General features: G+C 62.5%; 18 protein-coding genes. 9 read left to right on the top strand and 9 right to left on the bottom strand.

Annotation, left to right across the window (positions count from 1 at the left end; all coding sequences use genetic code 11):
* The first annotated feature begins 366 nt into the window (after positions 1-366).
* The 4 genes from ompR to EPN80_RS16960 all read left to right on the top strand — a co-directional run bounded on the left by ompR (position 367) and on the right by EPN80_RS16960 (position 3844).
* The gene (gene ompR, locus EPN80_RS16975) at positions 367-1092 is read left to right on the top strand and encodes a two-component system response regulator OmpR (RefSeq protein WP_293029959.1); all 726 of its coding nucleotides are present in this window, start codon (positions 367-369) and stop codon (positions 1090-1092) included.
* Between the two features lie 37 nt (positions 1093-1129).
* Complete coding sequence (locus EPN80_RS16970; RefSeq protein WP_293029956.1) at positions 1130-2473, top strand: ATP-binding protein; 1344 nt, start codon at positions 1130-1132, stop codon at positions 2471-2473.
* A 193-nt stretch (positions 2474-2666) separates the two neighbouring features.
* A complete protein-coding gene (locus EPN80_RS16965; RefSeq protein WP_047213647.1) occupies positions 2667-3215 on the top strand; it encodes a peroxiredoxin in 549 nt (182 codons plus the stop codon).
* Between the two features lie 110 nt (positions 3216-3325).
* Complete coding sequence (locus EPN80_RS16960; RefSeq protein WP_293029952.1) at positions 3326-3844, top strand: carboxymuconolactone decarboxylase family protein; 519 nt, start codon at positions 3326-3328, stop codon at positions 3842-3844.
* A gap of 77 nt (positions 3845-3921) precedes the next feature.
* Here EPN80_RS16960 and EPN80_RS16955 read toward each other — a convergent pair whose 3' ends face one another.
* Positions 3922-7074: an EAL domain-containing protein gene (locus EPN80_RS16955; RefSeq protein ID WP_293029949.1), complete on the bottom strand. Its 3153-nt coding sequence runs from the start codon at positions 7072-7074 to the stop codon at positions 3922-3924.
* Positions 7075-7578: 504 nt separating this feature from the next.
* Positions 7579-9072 (bottom strand): pyruvate kinase, encoded by a 1494-nt coding sequence (gene pyk / locus EPN80_RS16950; protein ID WP_293029946.1) that lies wholly within the window; start codon positions 9070-9072, stop codon positions 7579-7581.
* A 229-nt stretch (positions 9073-9301) separates the two neighbouring features.
* Between pyk and EPN80_RS16945 the strand changes: the two genes are divergently transcribed.
* Complete coding sequence (locus tag EPN80_RS16945) at positions 9302-9646, top strand: hypothetical protein (RefSeq protein ID WP_293029943.1); 345 nt, start codon at positions 9302-9304, stop codon at positions 9644-9646.
* A gap of 42 nt (positions 9647-9688) precedes the next feature.
* On the opposite strand, the gene EPN80_RS16940 is transcribed toward EPN80_RS16945, so the two are convergent.
* Complete coding sequence (locus EPN80_RS16940) at positions 9689-10597, bottom strand: LysR substrate-binding domain-containing protein (protein WP_293029940.1); 909 nt, start codon at positions 10595-10597, stop codon at positions 9689-9691.
* A 194-nt stretch (positions 10598-10791) separates the two neighbouring features.
* Here EPN80_RS16940 and EPN80_RS16935 point away from each other — a divergent pair, with 194 nt between their 5' ends.
* Both EPN80_RS16935 and EPN80_RS16930 read left to right on the top strand, forming a co-directional pair.
* Positions 10792-11907, top strand: a complete 1116-nt coding sequence (locus EPN80_RS16935; protein ID WP_293029937.1) for a M14 family metallopeptidase — start codon at positions 10792-10794, stop codon at positions 11905-11907.
* Positions 11908-12071: 164 nt separating this feature from the next.
* Positions 12072-13352: an MFS transporter gene (locus EPN80_RS16930; RefSeq protein WP_293029934.1), complete on the top strand. Its 1281-nt coding sequence runs from the start codon at positions 12072-12074 to the stop codon at positions 13350-13352.
* Between the two features lie 35 nt (positions 13353-13387).
* Here the strand turns inward: EPN80_RS16930 and EPN80_RS16925 are convergent, their stop codons facing one another.
* The gene (locus tag EPN80_RS16925; RefSeq protein WP_293029931.1) at positions 13388-14314 is read right to left on the bottom strand and encodes a LysR family transcriptional regulator; all 927 of its coding nucleotides are present in this window, start codon (positions 14312-14314) and stop codon (positions 13388-13390) included.
* 133 nt (positions 14315-14447) lie between these two features.
* Positions 14448-15794 carry an oxalate/formate MFS antiporter gene (gene oxlT / locus EPN80_RS16920; RefSeq protein ID WP_293029928.1) on the bottom strand — a complete coding sequence of 449 codons (1347 nt, stop codon included), beginning with the start codon at positions 15792-15794 and terminating at the stop codon, positions 14448-14450.
* A 306-nt stretch (positions 15795-16100) separates the two neighbouring features.
* Between oxlT and EPN80_RS16915 the strand changes: the two genes are divergently transcribed.
* Both EPN80_RS16915 and EPN80_RS16910 read left to right on the top strand, forming a co-directional pair.
* The gene (locus tag EPN80_RS16915; protein ID WP_293029925.1) at positions 16101-17030 is read left to right on the top strand and encodes a LysR family transcriptional regulator; all 930 of its coding nucleotides are present in this window, start codon (positions 16101-16103) and stop codon (positions 17028-17030) included.
* Positions 17031-17164: 134 nt separating this feature from the next.
* Positions 17165-17476, top strand: coding sequence for a LysR family transcriptional regulator (locus tag EPN80_RS16910; protein ID WP_293029923.1), 312 nt, complete (start codon positions 17165-17167; stop codon positions 17474-17476).
* Between the two features lie 289 nt (positions 17477-17765).
* On the opposite strand, the gene EPN80_RS16905 is transcribed toward EPN80_RS16910, so the two are convergent.
* The 4 genes from EPN80_RS16905 to frc form a co-directional block, all read right to left on the bottom strand.
* Positions 17766-19163: an NAD(P)(+) transhydrogenase (Re/Si-specific) subunit beta gene (locus EPN80_RS16905; RefSeq protein WP_293029921.1), complete on the bottom strand. Its 1398-nt coding sequence runs from the start codon at positions 19161-19163 to the stop codon at positions 17766-17768.
* A 48-nt stretch (positions 19164-19211) separates the two neighbouring features.
* A complete protein-coding gene (locus EPN80_RS16900) occupies positions 19212-20780 on the bottom strand; it encodes a Re/Si-specific NAD(P)(+) transhydrogenase subunit alpha (protein ID WP_293029962.1) in 1569 nt (522 codons plus the stop codon).
* 82 nt (positions 20781-20862) lie between these two features.
* A complete protein-coding gene (locus EPN80_RS16895) occupies positions 20863-21636 on the bottom strand; it encodes a fumarylacetoacetate hydrolase family protein (protein WP_293029918.1) in 774 nt (257 codons plus the stop codon).
* Between the two features lie 198 nt (positions 21637-21834).
* Positions 21835-23067 (bottom strand): formyl-CoA transferase, encoded by a 1233-nt coding sequence (gene frc, locus EPN80_RS16890; RefSeq protein ID WP_293029915.1) that lies wholly within the window; start codon positions 23065-23067, stop codon positions 21835-21837.
* Positions 23068-23258: the final 191 nt, after the last annotated feature.

Raw genomic sequence — 23258 nt, 5'->3', positions numbered from 1 at the left:
CGGGGAACAGCTTCGGCGCCTTCGGGTTCTTGATCTTCTTGGTCACAGTTGCTTCGGTCATAGGACGTTGTTTCCGTTATCGTCTCATGTCCTCGACACACTAAAATTCTGACAGGCTCGCGGCGCCCACGTTCAGAAAAAACACTGCCATCGTCAGGACAAGCAGCGAATCCACTACAGCCAATCTCATCTTAAGCGATCCCTCTTCCAGTTACGCGTCCTTGCGATAACCTGCGCTGTGAAGTGTAGGGGCTCCGAGCGTTGTCCCCCGCCGACAATAGGATATATTGTGTAACCCTTTGTAATCCCGTTTTCAAGTCATCTCAACAGCACTCATTAATTGGAATTCGCGCTAAGATGCAGGCCATGGAAAACAAAAACCCTCCCAAAGTTCTGGTGGTCGACGACGATCCGCGATTGCGCGACCTGCTGCGCCGTTACCTTGGCGAGCAGGGCTTGAACGTCTTCGTGGCCGATAACGCCACGTCCATGAACAAGCTCTGGGTTCGCGAGCGATTCGATCTGCTGGTACTCGACCTGATGCTGCCCGGCGAAGACGGTCTGTCTATCTGCCGCCGCCTGCGAGGCGCCAACGACCGAACGCCGATCATCACGTTAACCGCCAAAGGCGAAGATGTCGACCGCATCGTTGGCCTCGAGATGGGGGCTGACGACTATCTGCCCAAACCGTTCAACCCGCGCGAACTGGTCGCGCGCATCCACGCGGTGCTGCGTCGTCAGGCGCCAGCCGAGTTGCCCGGCGCGCCGAGCGAGAACTCCGAGTCGTTCGAATTCGGCGACTTCACGCTGAATCTGGCCACACGCACCCTGACCAAGAAAGGCCAGGAGATTGCTCTGACCACCGGCGAGTTCTCGGTGCTCAAAGTTTTTGCCCGGCATCCGCGTCAGCCGCTGTCTCGCGAGAAATTAATGGAACTCGCGCGCGGTAGAGAGTACGAAGTATTCGATCGCAGCCTCGACGTGCAGATCTCCCGACTGCGCAAGCTGATCGAGCCCGATCCCAGCAGCCCCCGCTACATCCAGACCGTGTGGGGTCTGGGTTATGTTTTCATCCCCGACGGCGGAGTCTGAACGGCCGGCGGCTTCCGCCCTCTGGTAGTCTTACCGCATGCATCCGATACGCCTGTTCCGCTGGTTGTTTGGTGGGTTGTTCTGGCGCACCTTCTTCCTGATCGCGCTGCTGATCGGTGTCAGCCTCGCGGCCTGGTACCAGAGCTTTCGCGTTATCGAACGCGAGCCGCGCGCGCAGCGCGTTGCCCAGCAACTGGTCAGTATCGTCAAATTGACGCGAACCTCCCTGCTCTATTCCGAGCCAGACCTGCGGCGCGCGCTGCTGCAGGACCTCGAGAACAACGAAGGCATTCGCGTTTATCCTCGCGAACCGAGCGACAAGGTCGCGCGCGAGCCCAACCTGGTGCCTCTGCTGCCGCAGATCTCGCGCGAAGTGGCCCGCCGTCTCGGGCCAGACACAGTGGTCGCGACCAGCGTCAACGGCATTCCGGCGCTCTGGATCAGCTTCAAAATCGATGAGGATGACTACTGGGTTGCCATCGAACAGGATCGCATCGACACCGCCACCGGTCTGCAGCTTTTCAGCTGGGGGACCTTCGCCCTGGCGCTGTCACTGATCGGCGCGGCCTTCATCACCGCCCTGGTGAATCGGCCATTCGCTCGCCTTGCGCACGCCGCCCGCGCCGTCGGCGCCGGCTCGCGTCCCGACCCATTGCCCGAACGCGGCATCGGGGAAGCGGCCGAGGCCAATCGCAGTTTCAATCTGATGGTGCAGGAGCTGGAGCGACTCGAGGCCGATCGAACGCTCATGCTCGCAGGCATTTCCCACGACTTGCGAACGCCGCTGGCGCGTTTGCGGCTCGAGACCGAGATGAGCCCGTCGAGCGAAGACACCAAGCGCGACATGATCAGCGACATCGAGCAGATGGACGACATCATCGGACGTTTTCTCGACTATGCGCGCACGACTGTGCGCACCACGCAGCCCGTCGATTTATCGGAGATCGCCCGGGAGCAGGCTCAGCGTTTCGTTGGCCGCGACGAAATGAGCATCACGCTCGAACTGGCCCCGCACGCCGTGATTGCCGGCGAGCGCACCGATCTGGCGCGCATGCTCGACAACCTGCTGGAAAACGCGCGCAAATACGGTAAAACACCGAGCACCGGACGCACCGACGTGACCATTGTCACTCGCGCAATCGGCGAACGTATGGAACTGATCGTGCGCGATCGCGGGCAGGGCATTCCGGACGATCAGCTGGCACTTGTCCTGCGCCCGTTCTATCGCGTCAACACGGCACGCACTCAGGCCGACGGCACCGGGCTGGGCATGGCCATCGTGCAGCGCATTGCGAGCCGCTACAAAGGCCAGGTTGCCGTGCGCAACGTCAAACCCGGCGGAGGCCTGGAGGTCAGCCTGTCGTTCCCGGCCAGCGCCTGACAGCCACATTCCTATCGCCCGGATATGCAGAATCTATGCCGAGAATAGATAAAATGTATTAAATAAAAATGCTAATAGTGTAGAATCATTCCCGTAGTCACAAACCTGTGATTTGCAGCCGCTAGATTTGAAATCTTTCCGATTTCCAGCACGGCAATCTCTTTTCTTAACCCCGTAATCAAGGAGCTTATTGATGAAAACCGTGGGCGATAAACTCGAAGCATTCAGCGTCACCGCCGCCAAGCCTGGCTTCAACCATCCTGAAGAAAACGGCCAATCGGCGTTTGAGGAAATTACCGAAGCTTCCTTCCCGGGCAAATGGAAAGTCATCTATTTCTACCCGAAGGACTTCACCTTCGTGTGCCCGACTGAAATCGTCGAATTCGGCAAGCTGGCCGGCCAATTCGCCGAGCGCGACGCCGTTCTGATGGGCGGCAGCGTCGACAACGAGTTCGTCAAGCTAGCATGGCGTCGCGAGCACAAGGACCTCGACAAACTGAACCACTATGCGTTCGGCGACGTACGTGGCGAACTGATCGACCAGCTCGGCGTGCGCGACAAGCAAGCCGGCGTTGCCCTGCGCGCGACCTTCATCGTCGATCCGGACAACGTCATTCAGCACGTATCGGTCAACAACCTCAACGTGGGCCGCAGCCCGCAGGAAGTGCTGCGTATTCTCGACGGTCTGCAAACGGATGAACTGTGCCCGTGCAACCGCTCGGTCGGCGGCCAAACGCTGTAATCGCATCTGCGGGGCCGCAACGGGCGGACCGGGCCGAGCCCGGTTTCCGCCTGGCGGCCCGACGGCCCGCGCAAGCGGGCTTTTTCAGCCAATCACGATAGGAGAAATCAATGGAATTCCTGAGTGCGATTAAAGAAAAAATCCCCGATTACGCCAAAGACATTCGCCTGAATCTGGATGGCACAATCGCCCGTTCGTCGCTCGAGGGCAACGATGCGCTAGGAGTTGCCTTGGCTGCCGCGTTTGCCGCCAAAAGCAAATTCCTGATCGACACGATTCGCGGCGCAGGCATCCTGCCGCCCGAAGAGATCCAGGGCGTGTTGAGCGCATCGGCGCTGATGGGCATGAATAACGTCTGGTATCCGTACCTCGACATGGCGGGTGACGACGAACTGAAGACCCAGCCCGCTGGTCTGCGCATGAACGCCTACGCCAACCACGGCGGGCTCGACGCGCGCCGCTTCGAAATGTATGCGCTGGCAGCTTCGATCGTCGGCAAGTGCCCGCATTGCGTGCATGCACACTACGACGGCCTGCGCAAAGCCGGCATGAGCGTGCAGCAGTTGCGCGACGTTGGCCGCATCGCCGCCGTCGTCAACGCGGCCGCGCAAGTCATCGCCGCCGAATAACCTGCCGGTCCGATTTGGAGGGTCGCCGGCCGGGCCCACCCCCGGCCGGCGGTGGCACGCCACCGCACGCGGGTAAATCACCCCGACGACAAGCCTGGGGTAGCATTCTCCCGGCACACCAAAAATCGCGTCATCGCGCCGGCTGGCAATGGCTTGCTGAAGTAAACCCCCTGGATTTCGTCACAATCGTGGGCGCGCAGAAACGCCACTTGCGCCTCGCTTTCCACGCCCTCGGCAACGACGCTCAGGTGCAAACCGTGCGCCAGCGTGATCACCGACGCGGTTATCTGCATATCGTTTTGGTTTCTTGGAATATTTTTGATAAACGCGCTATCGATCTTGACCGCATCGATCGGGAGGCGCTTCAGGTAGCCAAGCGACGAATAGCCGGTGCCAAAATCGTCGACCGAAATCGCCACTCCCTTCGCCTTGAGCTCAGACAACACCTGGCTGACCTGCCCGGGTTGCTGCATCATCAGCGTCTCGGTCAGCTCCAGTCCCAATGCCGTCGGGGGCAGGCCCGCCTCATCCAGCGCGAGCGCCACATCTTGCGCCAGATCGTTATCGCTAAATTGCCGCGCCGACAAATTGACCGCCACCCGCAACTCCGGCAAACCCTGCTTGCGCCATGCCGCATTTTGCCGACACGCTTCACGCAACACCCAGGCGCCGATCGGCACGATCAATCCCGACTTCTCGGCAATGGGGACAAACTGCCGCGGCAACAGCATGCCGTGCGCCGGATGATGCCAGCGCAGCAGCGCTTGCACACCGCTGATCTCCCCACTACGCAGTGACAGGCGCGGCTGGTAATGCAGCTCCAGTTCCTGGTTCGCCAGCGCGTGCCATAAATGAGACTCAAGGCTTACCGCCTTCTCTATCGACGCCCCCATCGGCTGCGCGTAGAACTGGTAATTATTCCTGCCGCGCTCCTTGGCGCGATACATTGCAATATCGGCATGCTTGAGCAGGGTCGAGGCATTGGTACCGTGCTGTGGATAGGTACTCACGCCAATGCTCACCGTCACCTTCATCTCCACGCCGTCGATCATCACCGGCGCCGCGAACACGGCTTGCACCGCTCTGAGCGTGTCCAGAAGGCTGGGTGCGCCCGGCTGTTCAGCCAGCACGACGATGAACTCGTCGCCGCCCAGGCGGGCCAGCATGCGGGCATGCGCCAACTCGCCGCGCAGCCGTTCGGCGCATGACTTGAGCAGCGCGTCGCCGGCATCGTGGCCCAGCGTGTCGTTGATCTGCTTGAACTGATCGATATCCACGAACATCAGGTGAAACGGCTGCGAGTCGCGCTCGGCTTCTGCCAGCACCGCCTGCAGCGTGTCATTGAAAAGCAGCCGGTTCGGCAGCCCAGTCAGGACATCGTGCGTCGCGACATAGCGCAAGTCCTGCTCGGCCCGCCGCCGCCGCATGTACTGCTCCACTTGATTGATCATCGAGCCGGCCATATTCAGGGCAGCCCGATCAGTACGCAAGCGCTGGCGAGAGTAAAACTCCACCATGCCCAGCAACGTCGATTCGAGTCGCAGCGGAATCGACAACATCGTCGCGACCTCCGCCTGCGCGAGCCACTGAGCATGCGGCAACTGCGCAAGATCGGCCCGGCGATTGAACCACAGGGGGCCTGGCAGCGGCGCATGTGCGGCGGCGTCGGACACCGGCGGATTCCGGCCGAGCCATTGCGCCAGTTGCGGCATCGCCGTGAAACGCCCGTCCAGCAGACCCTGAGTTCTCCCGGCGTGGGTCGGCCGGAAAGCTGCCGCGTCCCAGCGCATGCCGGCACAGATGGCCTCCAGCACGGGCGTGACGATGTCGTCATCGACGCCGGCCGTGCCCAGCTTGAGTGCAATCGCATGCTCGAGCTGATAACCCTGCTCGGCCTGCTTTCGCTGGGTGACTTCCATCGCCGTGCCGTGCAGCACGAGCGGAGCACTGGCCGTCGGCGGGCGGCCGATCAGAGACAACCACCCCGCCCTGCCGGTCGCCACCCCATAGCGGCATGCCAACTCGAACCCCTGACGGTCATGCAGTGCCGCATCGATGCGCGCGCGCAGCAATGTGCGGTGCTCCGGGGCAATCGCGTTCAGCAAATCGTCGAGCGTGCCCACACCGGCGCCCGCTCCAGACTTCCTCCCCAATAACCGGCCCATCTCGTCGGAGTACTGAAAAGATCCATCGCTGACATCGTAGCGCCAACTCCCCAGGTGGGCGACGCGCTGCGCCTCGGCCAGCGCCAGTTCGCTCTTGCGCAGGTTGCGGGTCATTTGTCCGGCCAGAGCCACGGCACGCTCCCGCGAATGACTCAGCACATACGTCAAGACCGCCAGCAGCGCGCTGATCAACATGCCGCCGCCGAGCACCGTCGCCGGTATATAGCGATCCGATCCCTCCAGGGCTCGGGCCTGGGCGGAGAAGTCGATAATCCACAGGCGCCCGCCGAAGGTCAGCGGCATGCGCTGCCTGAGCCAATGTCCGTCAGTCGCAAGGCGTGCGTCGGCCGGCAGCAGACTCCAGCTGTCGAACAACAGCCGCTCGACTCCGCGCTGCCGCAGGCCCTCCTGATAGGGGCCTGCATCGTAAATTCTGAAGTGCAATTTGCGCAACTGCATATCGTCCAATATGCCGCGCATCAGATCCTTCACACGCACCACGGCGCCGACCGAGCCGAAGTAGGCCAGGCGTCGCTCGGCCACCGTATCGACCGGCATTGCCTTGCGATAGACCGGCAGGTTCAACGCGATGCCCGCTTCGGTGGGCGTGCTCAACGAGCCGCTGCAAAACAGCACGCCACTGTCACGCGCCTGTTCAAGCGCTAGCAGGCGCGTCGGGTCCGCCCCGATGTCGACCCCCAGCGACGCCATGTGCGCGCTCATCGGGGCGATGTCGGTAATGACGTAGTAGGCCCGACGAACTCCCCGCGGCCTCACCGAGAACGGGATACGTGCCCCGCGCAAGACGGGATCGCCACGCTGGCGCGCCACGAAGGCGCTCAGTTGGGCTGCGGGGACGTAACGCGCAAAACTGACGAATTGGAAGCCGGGATAGCGCGCGGACAGATTCAAGCCGTCATAGAAGGATTGAAACGCCTGGCGCGAAACGGGTTCATTGGTCCTGACGAAAGCCTGCAACGAGACCAGCACGTCGGTATACGAATGCATACGCGTGGCGACCAGGGCCCGGACATTACCGGCATGGTCGGCGAATTTGAACATCATGGTTCGCTCGACCAAGCGGTCGCTGAGCAAATATGTCGCGACCGACGCGGCCAGGGCACACGTCAGCACGATCCAGACAGGCAATAATGAAAGCAGGCGGACGCGTACCCGCATACCCTTCCCCCGGGGAGCCATCACTGGTGCGACGAGAAGCCACCGGGACGTCAGACGCTATGGGGTCCATCGCCACCGGCGCACCCGCGACTGATCGCGTGCTTGGGTGCTTCGCCGGCATCGCGTAGCCGCGACGCCCTATATCGAGTTCTTTACCCCTTTGTCGTTACGCATCCCGCGCTATCAGTTGTTCTACTATAGGACCTCGAAGCAAAGTCAAAATCAGGGTATTTGCCGATGGCCGCACCGGCTCGTCATGAAAAACGCGCGACGGGGTTGCCCCCGCCGCGCGCTTCGCTTCTTCTCGCTTGTCTGCCTCACACCTGCCTGACTGCTTTACCGCACCTGCAATGCCCCTGCCCGCTCATCGGCGGTCAGGCCTGCCGCCCCCTACCACGCGGCGGCATACTCGGACGACGTTGCACTCGCGCCGCGCGTATCGCCGCTTAGCGCCGTGCTGCCAGAAACCGCGCTGACCTCGGCCACGCGCAGCAGGTTCGTCGTACCGCCCTGGCCGAACGGCATGCCGGCGACGATGGCAATCTGGTCGCCCTCCGCCGCAAACCCCTCGGTCAGGCAAACCCGGCAAGCCGCCTCGACCATTTCATCGACGCTTTGCACGTCCGGACCGACCGTCGAGTGCACGCCCCAGGTCAGCGACTGGCGGCGCGCGACTTCCAGATTGGGAGTCACGCTGACGATCGGCGTGCTGGGCCGCTCACGCGCCGCGCGCAGCGCGGTGGCTCCCGACGACGTATATGTCACGCTGGCGACCGCGCCGATAATCGACGAGACTTCGCGCAGCGCCGCGCAAATGGCATCCTGGCGGGTCGACAGCGGGTTTTCGTGCTGCGCGTCGAGCATATTGCGGTAGAGCGGATCGCGCTCCACTTCGGCAATGATGCGATTCATCATCGACACCGCCTCGACCGGATACTTGCCATTGGCCGATTCCGCCGACAGCATCACCGCATCGGCGCCGTCGTAAATCGCCGTGGCGACGTCGGACGCCTCGGCGCGCGTAGGCACCGGCGACTCGATCATCGATTCGAGCATTTGCGTGGCGACCACCACCGGTTTGCCATACTGGCGACACACGCGCAGGATCCGCTTCTGCGCGCCCGGTACGCGCTCGGGCGGCAGTTCCACCCCGAGATCGCCGCGCGCGACCATCACCGCATCGCTGGCCTGCACGATGGCAGGCAACTCCTTCATTGCCAGCGGTTTTTCGATCTTGGTCAGCAAGCCGGCGCGCGTGCCGACCAAGGCGCGCGCTTCCAGCACGTCGGCCTCGCGCTGCACGAACGACAGGCCGATCCAGTCGACCCCGAGCGACAGCGCGAAGTCCAGGTCGACACGGTCCTTGGCGGTGAGCGCAGCAATCGGGACCACCGCATCGGGTACGTTGACGCCTTTGCGGTCCGACAGCGTGCCGTTATTCATGACCTTCGTGACGATGCGCTCGGCGCTCACCGATTCGACCAGCAATTGCACCTTGCCGTCATCGATCAGCAGTGACTGGCCGGGCGCGGCGACGCCGAACAATTCGGGATGCGGCAAATACACCCGGCTGGCGTCCCCCGGCGTGGCGTCGGCATCGAGCACAAAGCGCTCGCCGGTCTTGACCGCCACGCGCCCGGCGGCAAATGTGCCGATACGCAGCTTCGGCCCCTGCATATCGGCCAGAATCGAAATCGGCCGGCCGGTGTCGCGCTCGATCTGGCGCACGGCCTCCAGCCGCTGGCGATGATCATCGTGCGTGCCATGGCTGAAATTCAGACGGAACACATCCACGCCGGCATCGAACAAGGCCCGGATCTTCGGCAGGTCGCCGCTGGCCGGTCCCAGGGTGGCAACGATTTTGGCTTTGCGCTGGCGTCTCACGTTCGTCTCCTCAGTCCTAATGCGGGTCGCTCGATTTGCGACCCGATCTATCGTAGTCATCCGCAAGCGGCTTGAGAAGACAACATCCGATCATTTGATTCGATACTTAAAGTAGCCTATTGGCGTCGTATCTTTTTTTATTACTGCGAAAATTCGATGTCTTTCCAAGTAAAATCCCGGCGCGCAAGCCCACCGGAATTGTTGCGGATTTACAAAACTTGCCAAATATTTGCGCTGCTTTGCCACGCTTTACCTCGGCACGGTCGAGAAATCATCTACAGTTGAAAAAAGCGTGGCACCCCATCCTCGACATCGAGCCAGGGAAGACTTCATGGAGCGCAGCGCAAAATCAACGACCGAGCTGATCGAATCAGTCAACGCATTGCTGCATGAACGTTGCGCGCCATCCTGCCGCTGCCATATCGAAGACATCCGCCCCAAACCGGGCAAGGCGCCGTCCGCAGGCAATTGGGAAGTGCTGCTTTTTTTCGGACCGATCGAGTGCCAGGCCCGGGTCGGCAAAGTCATCGCCGAAGCACAGGAAAGATTCTCTCTGAAAATCACCCCGGAATAATGCGGCCGGCCGCGACGCCCTGACCGGCAACGCAGTATTGCATCAGGCACGCACGCGATGCATGCCAGCCGGCAGCGGCAACGCCTGCAGGCATTCGATCAGTCCCTGGGCAGCCGGCGTCAGGCGGCTACGGCGCAGCGTCACGATACTCACTTCCGCCGGCGGAAAAGCTTCCCGCAGGCACAGTGCACGCGCGCCGCGCGAGACCAGCTCCTGGTCGAACAGCGCCGCGGAAAACAGCCCCAGCATATCCATGCGGCCCAGCAGGTGGGTGGCAATCGCGAATGACTCGCACTCGAGAATGCGGGTCGGCGGATCCAACTGCTGCATCGTGAAGAGATCATGAAAAAACGCCAGCGTCCGTGACGGCACGATCCATAGCGCGTCCTGCAACTCGCGCAGGGAACTGGCGCCGCTCATCGGATGAGCGGCGCGTGCGCCGACGATCCAATCCATCAGAAACAGCGGCTGCTGGCTGAACTCGGCGGACAGATTCTCCGGCAACGTGTTGGCGATCACGAAATCGAACGCGCCATTCTGCAGCTTTTGCAACGCTACCACGGGAGAAGAATCCTCGCTGATGGTCACCCGCGCCTGCGGCATGCGCTGCATGAACAATTCGAGTGCCGCCGGCAAAAGCGTCATACCGACCGTCGAGGTCATCGCCGCCGCCACGTGCGCGTGGCCGCCCTCTTTCATGAACAGCAACTCCTCGCGGGCCCGTCGCATCTCCTCGAGCAACAGGCTGGCCCGTGCGTGAAAAGCCAGGCCGGCGTCGGTCAACGCCACGCCAGCCACGCTGCGCGTGACCAGCGCGACGCCCAGATCCTGCTCGAGTTCGCGCACGATACGCGTGACGGCCGGCTGCGACACATGCAGGGCGCGTGCTGCAGCGCGAATGCTGCGGTGCTCGGCAACCGCCACGAAAGTGCGGAGCTGCTGCGGTTTCATCGGATCCCCCCGCCACACGACAACAAAAACTGATCGTTGGCGTAAAAATATTGTCTTTTCCTGATTAAGCGATTTTTATACCATTAAAACCATTGTGTCGCCGGCCAACGGCGGCGGACCGATGGCGAACCGCAGACGCCGCGCCGCATGCGCCCTCGACCAACGACACTCGCTCATTGCCGGAGGCTCCCCGCATGACCATGGCATTTTCCCAGTTGGCTGAACGCTACTTTTCCCGCGACTATGCGCAGGCGCGCCAACGTTTTCTCGAGGCCGCACGGGCTCGCGCGGCTCACATCGAATCGTTCCCGCTCGAAGTGCGCGGCGCCACGGGTGAAGAACTCGCCACCGACATTGCACTGATTCGCCCGTCAGGCGCGCGCGGGCTGCTGATTCTGACCTCGGCCACACACGGCATGGAAGGTTTCTGCGGATCGGGCTGCCAGCTCCAATTGCTCGGCGACGAGGCATTGCTGGCACGGGCGGCCGACGCCAAAATCGCTTTGTTGCTGGTCCATGCCCTGAACCCCTACGGCTTTTCGTGGCTAAGCCGTACCAATGAAGACAATATCGACCTGAACCGCAACGCACAGCCGTTCGATGCGGCACTGCCCGACAATCCCGATTACGCCGAACTGCATCCGCTGCTGGTGCCGGCAAGCTGGCCGCCCACCGGGCAAAACCAACGGGCGATCGCCGACTACATCAGCCAGCATGGGTTGATCCGTTACCGCGATGCCGTCTCGCGTGGCCAATACACTCACGCTGACGGAATCTTCTACGGCGGCACCTCGCGCAGCCAGTCGCTGCGCACGCTCGAGCACGTGCTGAGCACCCACGCCGCTGAATTCCCCGATATCGGTTGGATCGACTATCACACGGGCCTGGGCCCGTGCGGGCACGGCGAAAAGATTTACACCGGTGGGCGCGACATGACCGCGGTGGCGCGCGCGCAGCGCTGGTGGGGCGGCGATGTAACCGTGCCCTTCGCCGGCACGGCCTCGTCGGCCGACATCACCGGCCTGATCGGCGGGCTGCTGCCGGCGGCATGCCCCGAGGCCCGAATCGCCACGATGGCGCTGGAGTATGGCACCGTGCCGTTCGAGCCGATGGTCGACGCACTGCGCGGCGACGTCTGGCTGCGCGCGCATCCTGACGCGTCACCTGCACTGGCCCAACAGATCCGCCAAACCTCGCGCGACACCTTTCACAGCGAGCATGACCTCTGGAAGGGGTTGCTGCTGGGGCAAAGCCGCCTGGCCATTCACCAGGCGCTTTGCGGTCTGGCGGCCGAAGCCGGCAAGGCGTGATTCGCCCGGCTGGCAAGCAACCGCATCCCCCTGCGGCACCTCCATGATTTCGGCGCCTGGCATCGCCGGGCGCCCCGCGCAGCAGTCTGTCAACCGCAGAGCAACCCTGGTTTGATGGGCAATAACAAAGCAAAGCACAAACCACGCAATCCACAGGAGACAGCATGACCCCCGCCGCAACCCCTGCGCTTGTCAAAAGCACGACGCCACCGCACGCCTGGCGTGTCATCGTATCGGCCTCGATCGGCAATGCCCTCGAGTGGTTCGATCTGGTCGTCTACGGCTTTTTTGCCGTCACTATCTCGAAACTGTTTTTTCCGTCCGGCAGCGACACAGTATCGCTACTGCTCACGCTGGGCACCTTCGGCGTCTCGTTTTTCATGCGCCCGCTGGGCGCCATCGTGCTGGGCGTCTACGCCGACCGCGCCGGGCGCAAGGCCGCGCTCACCTTGTCCATCGTGCTGATGATGAGCGGCACGCTGCTGATCGCGATCATGCCCACGCACGCTTCGATCGGCGTGCTGGCGCCCGCCGGCATCGTGCTCGCGCGCATGATCCAGGGATTCTCGGCGGGCGGCGAATTCGGCAGCGCGACCGCTTTCCTGGCCGAGCACGCGCCGGCACGGCGCGGCTTTTTCGCCAGTTGGCAGGTCGCCAGCCAGGGGATCACCACACTGCTGGCTGCGGCGTTCGGCGCCATCCTGACGCACTCGCTCAGTCACGAGCAGATGCAAAGCTGGGGCTGGCGCGTCCCGTTTTTCTTTGGCCTGCTGATCGGGCCGGTAGCCTACTACATTCGTACCAAGATCGACGAGACGCCCGAATTTCTCGCCGCCGAGCCCACCCAGACACCGTTGGCCGACACTTTCGCGAGCCAGAAGGAACGTCTTCTGCTGGCCATCGGCGCGGTCGTGCTGGCCACCGTCTCGACCTACTCGGTGCTATATATGCCCACCTATGCGATCAAGCAGCTCGGCATGCCCGCCTCGGTCGCCTTCACCGCCATCATTGCCACCGGCGTAGTGCAGCTGATCTGCTCGCCACTGGTCGGCATGTGGTCCGACAAACATGGCCGCACCGGCATCATGCTCGTTGCCGCAGTGCTGTTTCTGGTGCTCGCCTACCCGATCTATCGGCTGCTGGCCACGCACCCGAGCTTCGGCGTCATGATCGGCGTGCAAATCTTCATCGGCGTCCTGATGTCGGCCTACTTCGGCGCGCTGCCCGCCCTGCTCAGCGACCTGTTTCCGACGCAGACTCGCACCACCGGCATGTCGCTTGCCTATAACATCGCCGTGACCATCTTCGGCGGCTTCGCGCCGTTCATCATCACCTGGCTGATCAGCGCCAGCGGCGACAAGCTGGCGCCGAGCTTCTATTTGATGGCTGCGTCGCTGGCGAGTATCGTCGCGCTGCTGCGCGTGCGCAAGCTGGGACTGCGGTAGGTCGGCGCATCACGCGTCGCTCCGCCAGCGACACATCAGGCCGCCGCGTCGTCCAGCACCCGCCGGCCGACGCAGGCCGTGAGCTGATTCCAGAGCGTCGCTGCGCCGGGGCGCAGCGAGCGCCCCTTGCGGCGAACCAGCAAGGTCCGGCAGCTCGCCGTGGGCGATAACGGGCGCACCGCCAATTGGGGCGTGTCGACGGTCGAGACCGCGGCCGCCGGCAACACGCCAAGCCCCAGGCCCAGCGACACCATCTTCAGAATCGCCGCGGGATGGCTGAAGCCCTGATCCGCGCGGTATTGCAGGCCATGCGCGGCAAGCGCGCGCTGTACCACGGGCTGAGCGCCGCAATCGGTGTCGGGCAGACTCAGCACCGCGCCCCGCAACGCCTGCCACGGCACGACCGCGTGAGCAGCCAGTGGATGCCCGGCAGGTAACACCACGCATAAAGGCTCTACCAACAAGGTCTCGCAATCGAACTCGGTCGATGCATCGAAGCTGCCATCAGCTGGATCTGCGATGACGCCGAAATCGGCCGAGCCGTGTGTGACACATTGCAGCACCGCCTGTTGCGCCTTGTCATACAAGACTACCGACAATTCCGGAAACAATGCGTGACAGTTCGCCATGCACTCCGGAATCAGGCTCGACGACAACAGCGGCGCGCCGGCCACCCGCACTACCCCACGCAGTTGCTCGCGCGTGCCATGGCTGTTGTGCAGCACTTCATCGATTTCTTCGATCAAATGACCGATACGTCCGGCCAGATTTTCACCTGCCTCGGTCAGACGTACCTGCCGTGTCGTCCGATCGAACAGCTTCAAGTCGATTTCGTGCTCGAGTTCGCGCACCGCACGGCTGATGGCCGATTGAGTCAAACCAAACAAATCGCCGACACGGGTAAAGCTGCGTTGCTGCGCGACGGCGGTAAACACCCTGAGTTGATGCAGTGAGATATTCATCGAATCAGTCCGCACCTGAGCAAGGAGCCAACGGAAGCGAATAGCAACCACGGTGTAGAGCCACCAGCGGCCCGATGCCGTCGTTGGACAGCCTTCGGGCCGGGTTCGCTATCGCGACGAGACTGCCTGCACGCTACTCGCCGGTTTGCTCCGGCAGTTGCGTGAAGCGCGCACCGGCCGGCACGCCGCCGACCGGGTTCGCGGCAGTCGCGGCCACGCCGCTCATCCAGCGGCGGCGCATCGGCGAGAGAATGAATTTGGCGCAGACCGCGGCCACGATGCTGATGGTCGCGGCAAACAGGAACACGCGGTCCCAGCGGCCGCCGGCGGCCAGCACGGAGGCCAGCGGCACCAGCAGCGACGCCGTGCCCTTGGCGGTGTACAGCGTGCCGGCGTTGGCCGCTGCATATTTCGAACCGAAGGTATCGGCGCACACGGCCGGGAAGATCGAGAAAATTTCACCCCAGCACAGGAACGTCAGCGCCGCGAAGAAAATGAAAGCCGCCGGGTTGTGGCCAAACGTCATCAAGCCGAGCATCGCAAGACCCTCGCCGGTGAACACGATGAACATCGTGTTTTCCCGGCCGATCTTGTCCGACAGATAGCCGCACAGGGGCCGAGTGAACCCGTTGCACAGGTTGTCGATCGACAGCGTCAGGGTCAGCAAAGGCAGCGTCATGCCCAACACCGAAACCGGCAACTTCGCCAGACCGAAGTCCTTGGCGATCGGGCCGATCTGCGCGGTAGCCATCAGACCACCGGCCGCGACCGCGACGAAGCACGCATAGATTACCCAAAACACCGGCGTCTTGACCATCTGACCCGGCAGGTAATCCACCTTGCTTGCCAGGTTCGCCTTGGACGCCACAAAATTCTTCGGTGTGCGGGGCCGGATCAATAGCGTCGACAGCAGCAGAATGCATACGCCCTGGAAGATGCCGAAGAACAGGAACGTATGCTCATAGCCGGAGCGGTGAATCATCCGCGCAATCGGGATCACCGTGAGAGCCGCGCCAGCGCCGAAGCCCGCGGCCGTAATGCCGGCCGCCAGACCGCGCCGGTCCGGAAACCACTTCAGGGCGATACCAACGCAAGTGCCGTAGACGCAACCGGCGCCCAAACCGGCCAGTACCGCGCCTACATAAAGCATCGACAGGCTCTCGGCCTGGCCATAGAGAACCCACGACAGTCCCACGCACAGCGCACCAAAGGCAACCACCGGGCGCGGCCCGAAGCGGTCGACCAGCCAACCTTCGATCGGCACGAGCCAAGTCTCGGTGAGCACAAAAATCGAAAACGCCACCTGGATCGCTGCAATACCCCACTGATGCTTGCTGTTCATCGGTTCGACGAACAAGGTCCAGGAGTATTGCAGATTCGCCACCAGTGCCATGCACAACACTGCGACGGTGAGTTGAAACCAGCGGTTTGCGTACCCCGAACCCTTACCCGGTTCAGCGCTTTCCAGTTGATTCGCCATGCTTGTCTCCGTTTATCGTTGTCGCCAAGCTTGCCGCAGGCCTGCCGGCAAGCGTTGCGAGCGTGGGGCCGCCCGCACTCTGCTTGCACGGCACTGTCGCCCACGGCAGCACGGGTTACCGCCACTGCCTCACTCTCTGAAACGTTTTTGAATCTAAGAATGACTTCCGGCGGAAGCCTCGCCCGGTAAACGCGGCCTGAGACGGCGCTTGCCTTGCCATGATGCTAAGTTCAAAGCACAATTAGTAAAAATTAAACTTTCTTACCATCACCATTACTTCCACCTTATGAATGTCGGGTTTCCCCCATGAAAAATGCGACCCTGCGCCAGCTCAAAGTCTTCGAGACCGTGGCCCGTCATTTGAGTTTTTCGCGTGCCGCCGAAGAACTCCACCTTACGCAGCCGGCCGTGTCAACGCAGGTCAAGCAACTCGAGGAACACGCTGGACTCGCCCTCTTCGAGCAGCTCGGCAAGAAAATCTACCTGACCCCGGCCGGTAGCGAAATGCTCCATTACGCGCGCTCGATCATCGGACAGTTTCGCGAGGCCGAGGAAGCCATGGCCCGCTTCAAGGGCATCTCCGGCGGCAAACTCAACGTTTCGGTCATCAGCGCCGGCGACTATTTCTTTCCGCGCCTGCTGGCGGAGTTTTCACGCCGCCATGCCGGCGTGGTGCTCAATCTGGCGGTTCACAACCGAGAGGAATTGCTTCACCAGTTGACCGCCAATCTGACCGATCTCGCTGTCATGGTGCGTCCGCCGCTGGACATGGATACGCTCAACGAATCGATTGCACCGCATCCGTATGTGATTGTCGCGCCGCCCAACCATCCGCTCGCCCGCAAGCGAAACATCCCCATCACGCGATTGGCCCGCGAACCGTTCATCGTGCGCGAGAAAGGTTCCGACACCTGGAACTCGATGCAGGACGGGTTCGCCGGGCGGCTACCGAACCCAAATATCGCAATGGAAATTTCCAGCACCGAAACGATCAAGCAGGCCGTGATCGCCGGTATGGGTATCAGCTTTCTGTCGATTCACACCGTGGCGCTGGAACTGCAGGTTGGCAATCTCGTCGTGCTCGACGTCGAAGGGTTTCCGGTGATGCTCAATTGGTTCGTGGTGCATCGCAAAAATAAACGGCTCCCGCCGGTCGCCCTGGCCTTCAAAAATTTCCTTATGGAAGATGGCGCGCGCTTGATTGCCAAGTACACCCATTTGCCATGGGAGGCGTAAGCGCGTTTCGGCCGGCCTTCCTATATATAAATAATTACTTATGGTTTTCCAATAAACCTTTAACTATCACAAATGATTTGTTCCGCTTATCCTGACACTCATCGGATAACACGACGCTCAGGAGGAACCCGATCATGCCAGCCACAACTGCTTCACTGCATCCGACAGCACGCGCCCCGAGTGCGTCCCATCACGACGATGAGGCAAACTTGCGAGCATATAACGCCGTTTTCAGCGAATTGGGGCTACGCTTTCGCTGGCACATGGAAACGCTGCACTGGCTCAACAGCCTCGAGACGGATTGCGAGAAAACCCGCATCGCCCGCTACCTCGAGACCTGTCAGCCGCATTTGCTCAACGCCTACGACGCCGACTTTTTGAGCCAGCTGATCTACAGCAAGAAGCACGAGCACTGCCGTTGCTTCATGGAGCTGAACGCGCGCTAACCGCTTTTCCCATCTGCGCGGCGCGATAAACAACGCGCCGCGCCGCAACAACCGGGCCCTGTGCAACCGGCCCCGTCAGTTGGTTGCGCCGCGCTACGGCATCCTGTCTATCCTGGCCGGCCATTTCAACTCATACAAAAATGACAAAAATGCGGCGGGCTGGTTGGCTAGCAGCCCTCCTTTGATATCGCACGCAATGACCAGTGGATGCAGCGGGTCACTGCAATAAATAAAGCCGATGCAGCGCATCGGCAGGCAGCCGGGCCGGGCGCCCGGCCAGCCCGGTCAATCACATTGTCAACTGCTTGAGCAAGGCATCCACACTGCCCTTCGCGTCGCCAAACCACATCCGGGTATTTTCCTTGTAGAACAACGGATTATCCACGCCTGCGTAGCCTGCTGCCATGCTGCGCTTGGAGACCACCACGTGGCGCGCCTTCCACACTTCGAGCACAGGCATGCCGGCAATCGGACTGGCCGGGTCTTCCAGCGCGCCGGGATTGACGATGTCGTTGGCGCCGATGACCAGCACGACGTCGGTGTTGGCGAAATCGTGGTTGATTTCATCCATCTCGAGCACGATGTCGTAGGGCACCTTGGCCTCGGCCAGCAGTACGTTCATATGGCCGGGCAATCGTCCGGCCACCGGGTGGATGCCAAAGCGCACGTTGACGCCTGCCGCGCGCAGGCGCCGCGTGATCTCGCTGATGGTTGCCTGGGCCTGAGCCACCGCCATGCCGTAACCCGGCACGATGATGACCTCGCCGGCATCGCGCAGCAATGTGCCGACCTCCTCGACCGAGGTGGCGATAACTTCGCCCGCCGGTCCGGCGCCGGCCTGCCCCGCCGCCGCGGATGCGCCAAAGCCGCCGAGGATGACCGAGAGGAATTTGCGATTCATCGCACGGCACATGATGTAGCTGAGAATGGCGCCGGACGAGCCGACCAGCGCGCCGGTCACGATCAGCAGGTCGTTGCCGAGCATGAAGCCCGTCGCGGCCGCCGCCCAACCGGAGTAGCTGTTGAGCATCGATACCACCACCGGCATGTCGGCTCCGCCGATGGCCATCACGAGATGCGCGCCGATGACCAGTGCCACGATACTCATCGCGAGCAAGGCAAGCAGCGCACCCGATGTGCCGGCAACACCGAAAAACAGCGTACCAAGCCACGCGCACAGCGCCAGCCCCGCCAGATTGAGCGCATGGCGTCCGGGCAGGAGCAGCGGCTTGCCGCCGATGGTGCCCTGCAGTTTGCCGAACGCGATCAGCGAACCCGAGAAGGTTACCGCGCCGATGAACACGCCCAGATAGGTTTCGGCCTCGTGGATGACCCGCTCGGCGCCGGCCAGGCCAGCCGCGGGTTCGGCCGCGCTGGCAAATCCGACCAACACCGCGGCCAACCCGACGAAACTGTGCAGTACGGCCACCAGTTGCGGCATGCCGGTCATCGCCACGCGCTGCGCCAGCACAGCGCCGATGAGCGCGCCCACCAGCATGGCCGGTACCAGCACCACCAGCCCCACGCCGCGCGTGAACAAAACCGTGGCGGCCACCGCCACGCCCATGCCCACCATGCCATACAGGTTGCCGCGCCGCGCCGTGCCCGGTTGGCTCAAACCGCCCAGGCTCAGGATGAACAGGACGCCGGCGCCCAGGTAGGCCATATTGAAAATGCCATTCGGCATAAGGGTCTCCCGTGAAATTTTACCGTCTCTACCACCTGCGCCAGCGGCTCAATCGCGCTGGAACATCTTCAGCATGCGTTGCGTAACCAGGAAACCGCCGGCGATGTTGATCGCTGCGATCAGCACAGCGACGCCGGCCAGCACTTTGACCAGCGGCAGCGCCGCGCCCAGTTGCAGCAGCGCACCGATGACGATGATCCCGCTGATCGCGTTGGTCACGCTCATGAGCGGCGTATGCAGCGCCGGCGTAACGTTCCAGACGACCTGATAGCCGATGAATATGGCCAGCACGAATACCGTGAAATGAGCCATGAAGGCGGCCGGAGCCACTGTGCCCAAGCCCAGCAAGAGCGCCGCGCCGACCGTGAACCAAAGCAAAGGCGTGCCACGCCTGGCCAGCGCCGCGGCGGGAGACGGCTGCGGCGAGGCCGACGTCGCGACGGCTTGCGGCGGCACGACCTGGATCGACTTCGGCTCGGGCGGCGGCCAGGTGAGCTTCCCGAGATGCAGCACGGTCGCGCCGCGGATCACCTCGTCATCCAGATCAAGGACGAGTTGTCCATCCTTTTCCGGCGTCAGATCGGTCAGTAAATGCCTGAGATTGGTGCCATAGAGCTGACTCGACTGAGTGGCCAGACGGCTGGGCAGGTCCGTGTAGCCGACCACGGTCACGCCACTGCGCACGACTACCTCGCCCGGGCGCGTCAGTTCGCAATTCCCCCCCTGCTCGGCGGCCATGTCGACAATCACGCTGCCGGGACGCATGCTGGCCGCCATGTGTTGGGAAATCAGCTTGGGCGCCGGCTTGCCGGGAATCAAAGCGGTCGTGATGATAATGTCGACGTCCTTGGCCTGGGCCTCGAACAACGCCATTTCGGCAGCGATGAACTCGGGGCTCATTTGCCTGGCGTAGCCGCCAGTGCCACTGCCGTCTTCGTGAAAATCGAGTTCGAGAAACTCCGCGCCAAGACTCTCGACTTGCTGCCGAACCGCCGGTCGCGTGTCGAAGGCACGTACGATAGCGCCCAACCCGCGTGCCGCGCCGATGGCCGCCAGACCCGCGACGCCCGCGCCGATGATCAGCACTCTGGCTGGCGCGATCTTGCCGGCGGCAGTGATTTGCCCGGTAAATGGACGACCGAAATGCTGCGCGGCTTCGACCACCGCCCGGTATCCGGCCATATTCGCCATCGAACTGAGCGCGTCGAGTTTTTGCGCGCGCGAGATGCGCGGCACGCAGTCCATCGCCAGCACCGTGGCGCGGCGCGCCCCCAGGCTCTCGAGCAGCACCGCGTTCTGTGCCGGCCAAATGAAGCCGATCAGGGTCGTCTCGGGCTTGAGCAGATGCGCCTCGTTGCAGCCCAGCAGCGTATGCATCTCGGGCGGGCGCACCTTGAGCACGATGTCGGCGTCGGCCCACAAGGTGCGCACATCGTTGACGATGCTCGCGCCGGCCGCGCGATACATGTCGTCGGAGAATGCCGCTGCCTCGCCCGCACCGGCTTCCACATTCACTGCATAGCCCAGTTTGATCAATTGCGCGCTCGTCTCGGGCGTCGCTGCCACGCGCCGCTCGCCAGCATGGATTTCGCGCGGTACCGCTATTGTCATTGCCATCGTCACTACCTCGTCTTTGGCTGCCCCGCCATTGGCGGCGATCTCGGCCACGGGGCCGCCACCTCTTCCAAAAGTGCGTTTGCTATTTGGCCAGCGTGTTGGACAACGTGCCGATGCCCTCGATGCTCACCGTCACGCTCGCCCCATCCTTGATCGAACCCACGCCCAGCGACGTGCCGCAAGCGATCACGTCGCCGGGCAGCAGGGTGAGATCGCGCGACACCAGGCTGACGATCTGTTCGGGCGCGAATACCATGTCGGCCAATGGGTAGTGCTGCCGCTCGACGCCATCGAGCGTGGTGCGCACATGCGCGGCGCGCCAATCGAAGCCGGAGACGATTGCCGGACCGATGACCCCGAAGGTGTCGAACCCCTTGGCGCGCGTCCATTGCGCGAAATTCGGATCTTCATTGAGCAGTTCGGCCGCCGTGACGTCGTTCACGCAGGTGTAGCCGAAAATGTGATCGGCCGCATCGCCTGGCGCGACATTGCTGCAGCGCTTGCCGATCACGATGCCCAACTCGCCCTCATAAACGATCTTGCCGCCATAGCTGGGCGGGCGTCGCAGCACTTCGCCGGTGCCGCAGACCGAGGTCGACGGCTTGATAAGAAACAGCGGATGCGACGGCACGGCTTTTTCCAGCCTGGCGGCCAGCGCATGGAAGTTATTCCACAGCGCGACAATCTTGCTTGGCTGGCAAGGCGCGAGCCACGTCACGTCGGACGCCGACAGAACCTCCCCGGTCGGTTGCGGCGCTTCGAACAGATCGCCGCGGTGTACGTGAATGTGGCCGTTTTCCAGGCGGCCGAAGCCGATATTGGCGTTGCCCGATCGATAGCGTATCCAGGATGTCATCGTCAATTCTCACTTTGCATGGCATGCGTCGGATAAAAGCTCCCCCGGCCGCCGGATGTGCGGCGGCGCGAGTGGCGAATATGAAGCGGGTCGACCGGCCTAGCGGCCCGGCGCCCTGTCTGTGAGATGAGGGTTGTCTGTCATCGGCACGTCTCCCTGATTTTATTCGGCATCCAAATCGAAAATTATCGAGATGCTCTAAATCGCGCCCTCGGCGCGCAACCGGTCGATTTCAGCGGCGCTCTTGCCAAGCCAGGCCAGAATCTCCTCGGTGTGCTCGCCCAATAACGGCGAGCGCTGTACCTCGACCGGCGAATCCGACAGATTGATCGGACAGCCCAGCTGAACGTACTTGCCGCGCACCGGATGATCCAGCTCGACCAGATAGCCACGCTCATACATCGACTTGTCCTCGATCAAGTCCTGCGTGGAGAGAATCGGGCCGCATGGCACGTGCACGGCATTGAGCGCGTCCATGACCTGGAACTTGGTTTGCGTGCGAGTCCACGCCTCGATAATCGAGAAACACTCGGGCAGGTGTTTCAGGCGTGCCTCCGGCATGGCAAAGTCCGGATGCGTGATCAATTCCTCGCGCCCGCACAGCTTCATCAACGGCTCCCAGCCTTGCGGCTGGATAATGACGTAGACATAATCATTGGCGCCGCCCGGCGAGCAACGCAGCGCCGCGCCCGGCTGACCGCCACCGGAGGCGTTGCCGGCACGCGGCACGTAGTCCTCGAACTTCTCGTTCGGATACTCGCGCAACGGTCCGCGCATCACACGCTGCTGGTCGCGCAGCTTGACGCGGCACAAGTTCAGCACGGCATCCTGCATGGCCACTTCGATGCGCTGTCCGCGGCCGGTCTTCTCACGCTGCAACAGCGCCGCCAGAATGCCGACCACGCAATGCACGCCCGTGCCGGAGTCGCCGATTTGCGCGCCGGTCACGACCGGCGGTCCGTCCTCGAAGCCGGTCGTACTGGCTGAGCCGCCCATGCATTGCGCGACATTTTCATAGGCCTTGCAGTCGACGTATGGCCCGGGACCGAAACCCTTGATCGAGGCGTAGCTGATGCGCGGATTCAACTCCTGAAAGCGCTCCCAGGTAAAGCCTGCGCGGTCGAGCACGCCCGGGCCGAAGTTTTCGACGATCACATCGCACTGGCGCACCAGGTCCTCGAGCAGCGCCTTGCCGCTGGGCGCCTTGATATTGAGCGTGAGGCTGCGCTTGTTGGAGTTGAGCATCGTGAAGTACAGGCTGTCGGCATCCGGCACGTCGCGCAATTGGGCGCGCGTGATGTCGCCGCGTCCAGGCATTTCCACCTTGATCACGTCGGCCCCGAACCACGCCAGCAGCTGCGTGGCGGTAGGGCCAGCCTGCACGTGCGTCATATCGAGAATGCGCACGCCTTCAAGAGCCTTCATATCCATAAATTGTCTCCTCACCAGCTGTTTTCTCGTCGCTCCCGACTCCGCATGCACGGCACGGTGCATGCGGGTCATGCTCTTATTTGTACATCGTCTGATTCTTGGTGCCGGGCGCGTACTCGCTTGGGTCGACCCAGATGTTGATGACCGCCGAGCGGCCGGTCCTGGCGATCGCCTCGCGCCCGCGCCGCAGC

This window comes from Pandoraea sp. (assembly GCF_004297875.1).
Lineage (GTDB): Bacteria > Pseudomonadota > Gammaproteobacteria > Burkholderiales > Burkholderiaceae > Pandoraea.
This window is presented reverse-complemented; position numbering and strand designations above follow the sequence as displayed.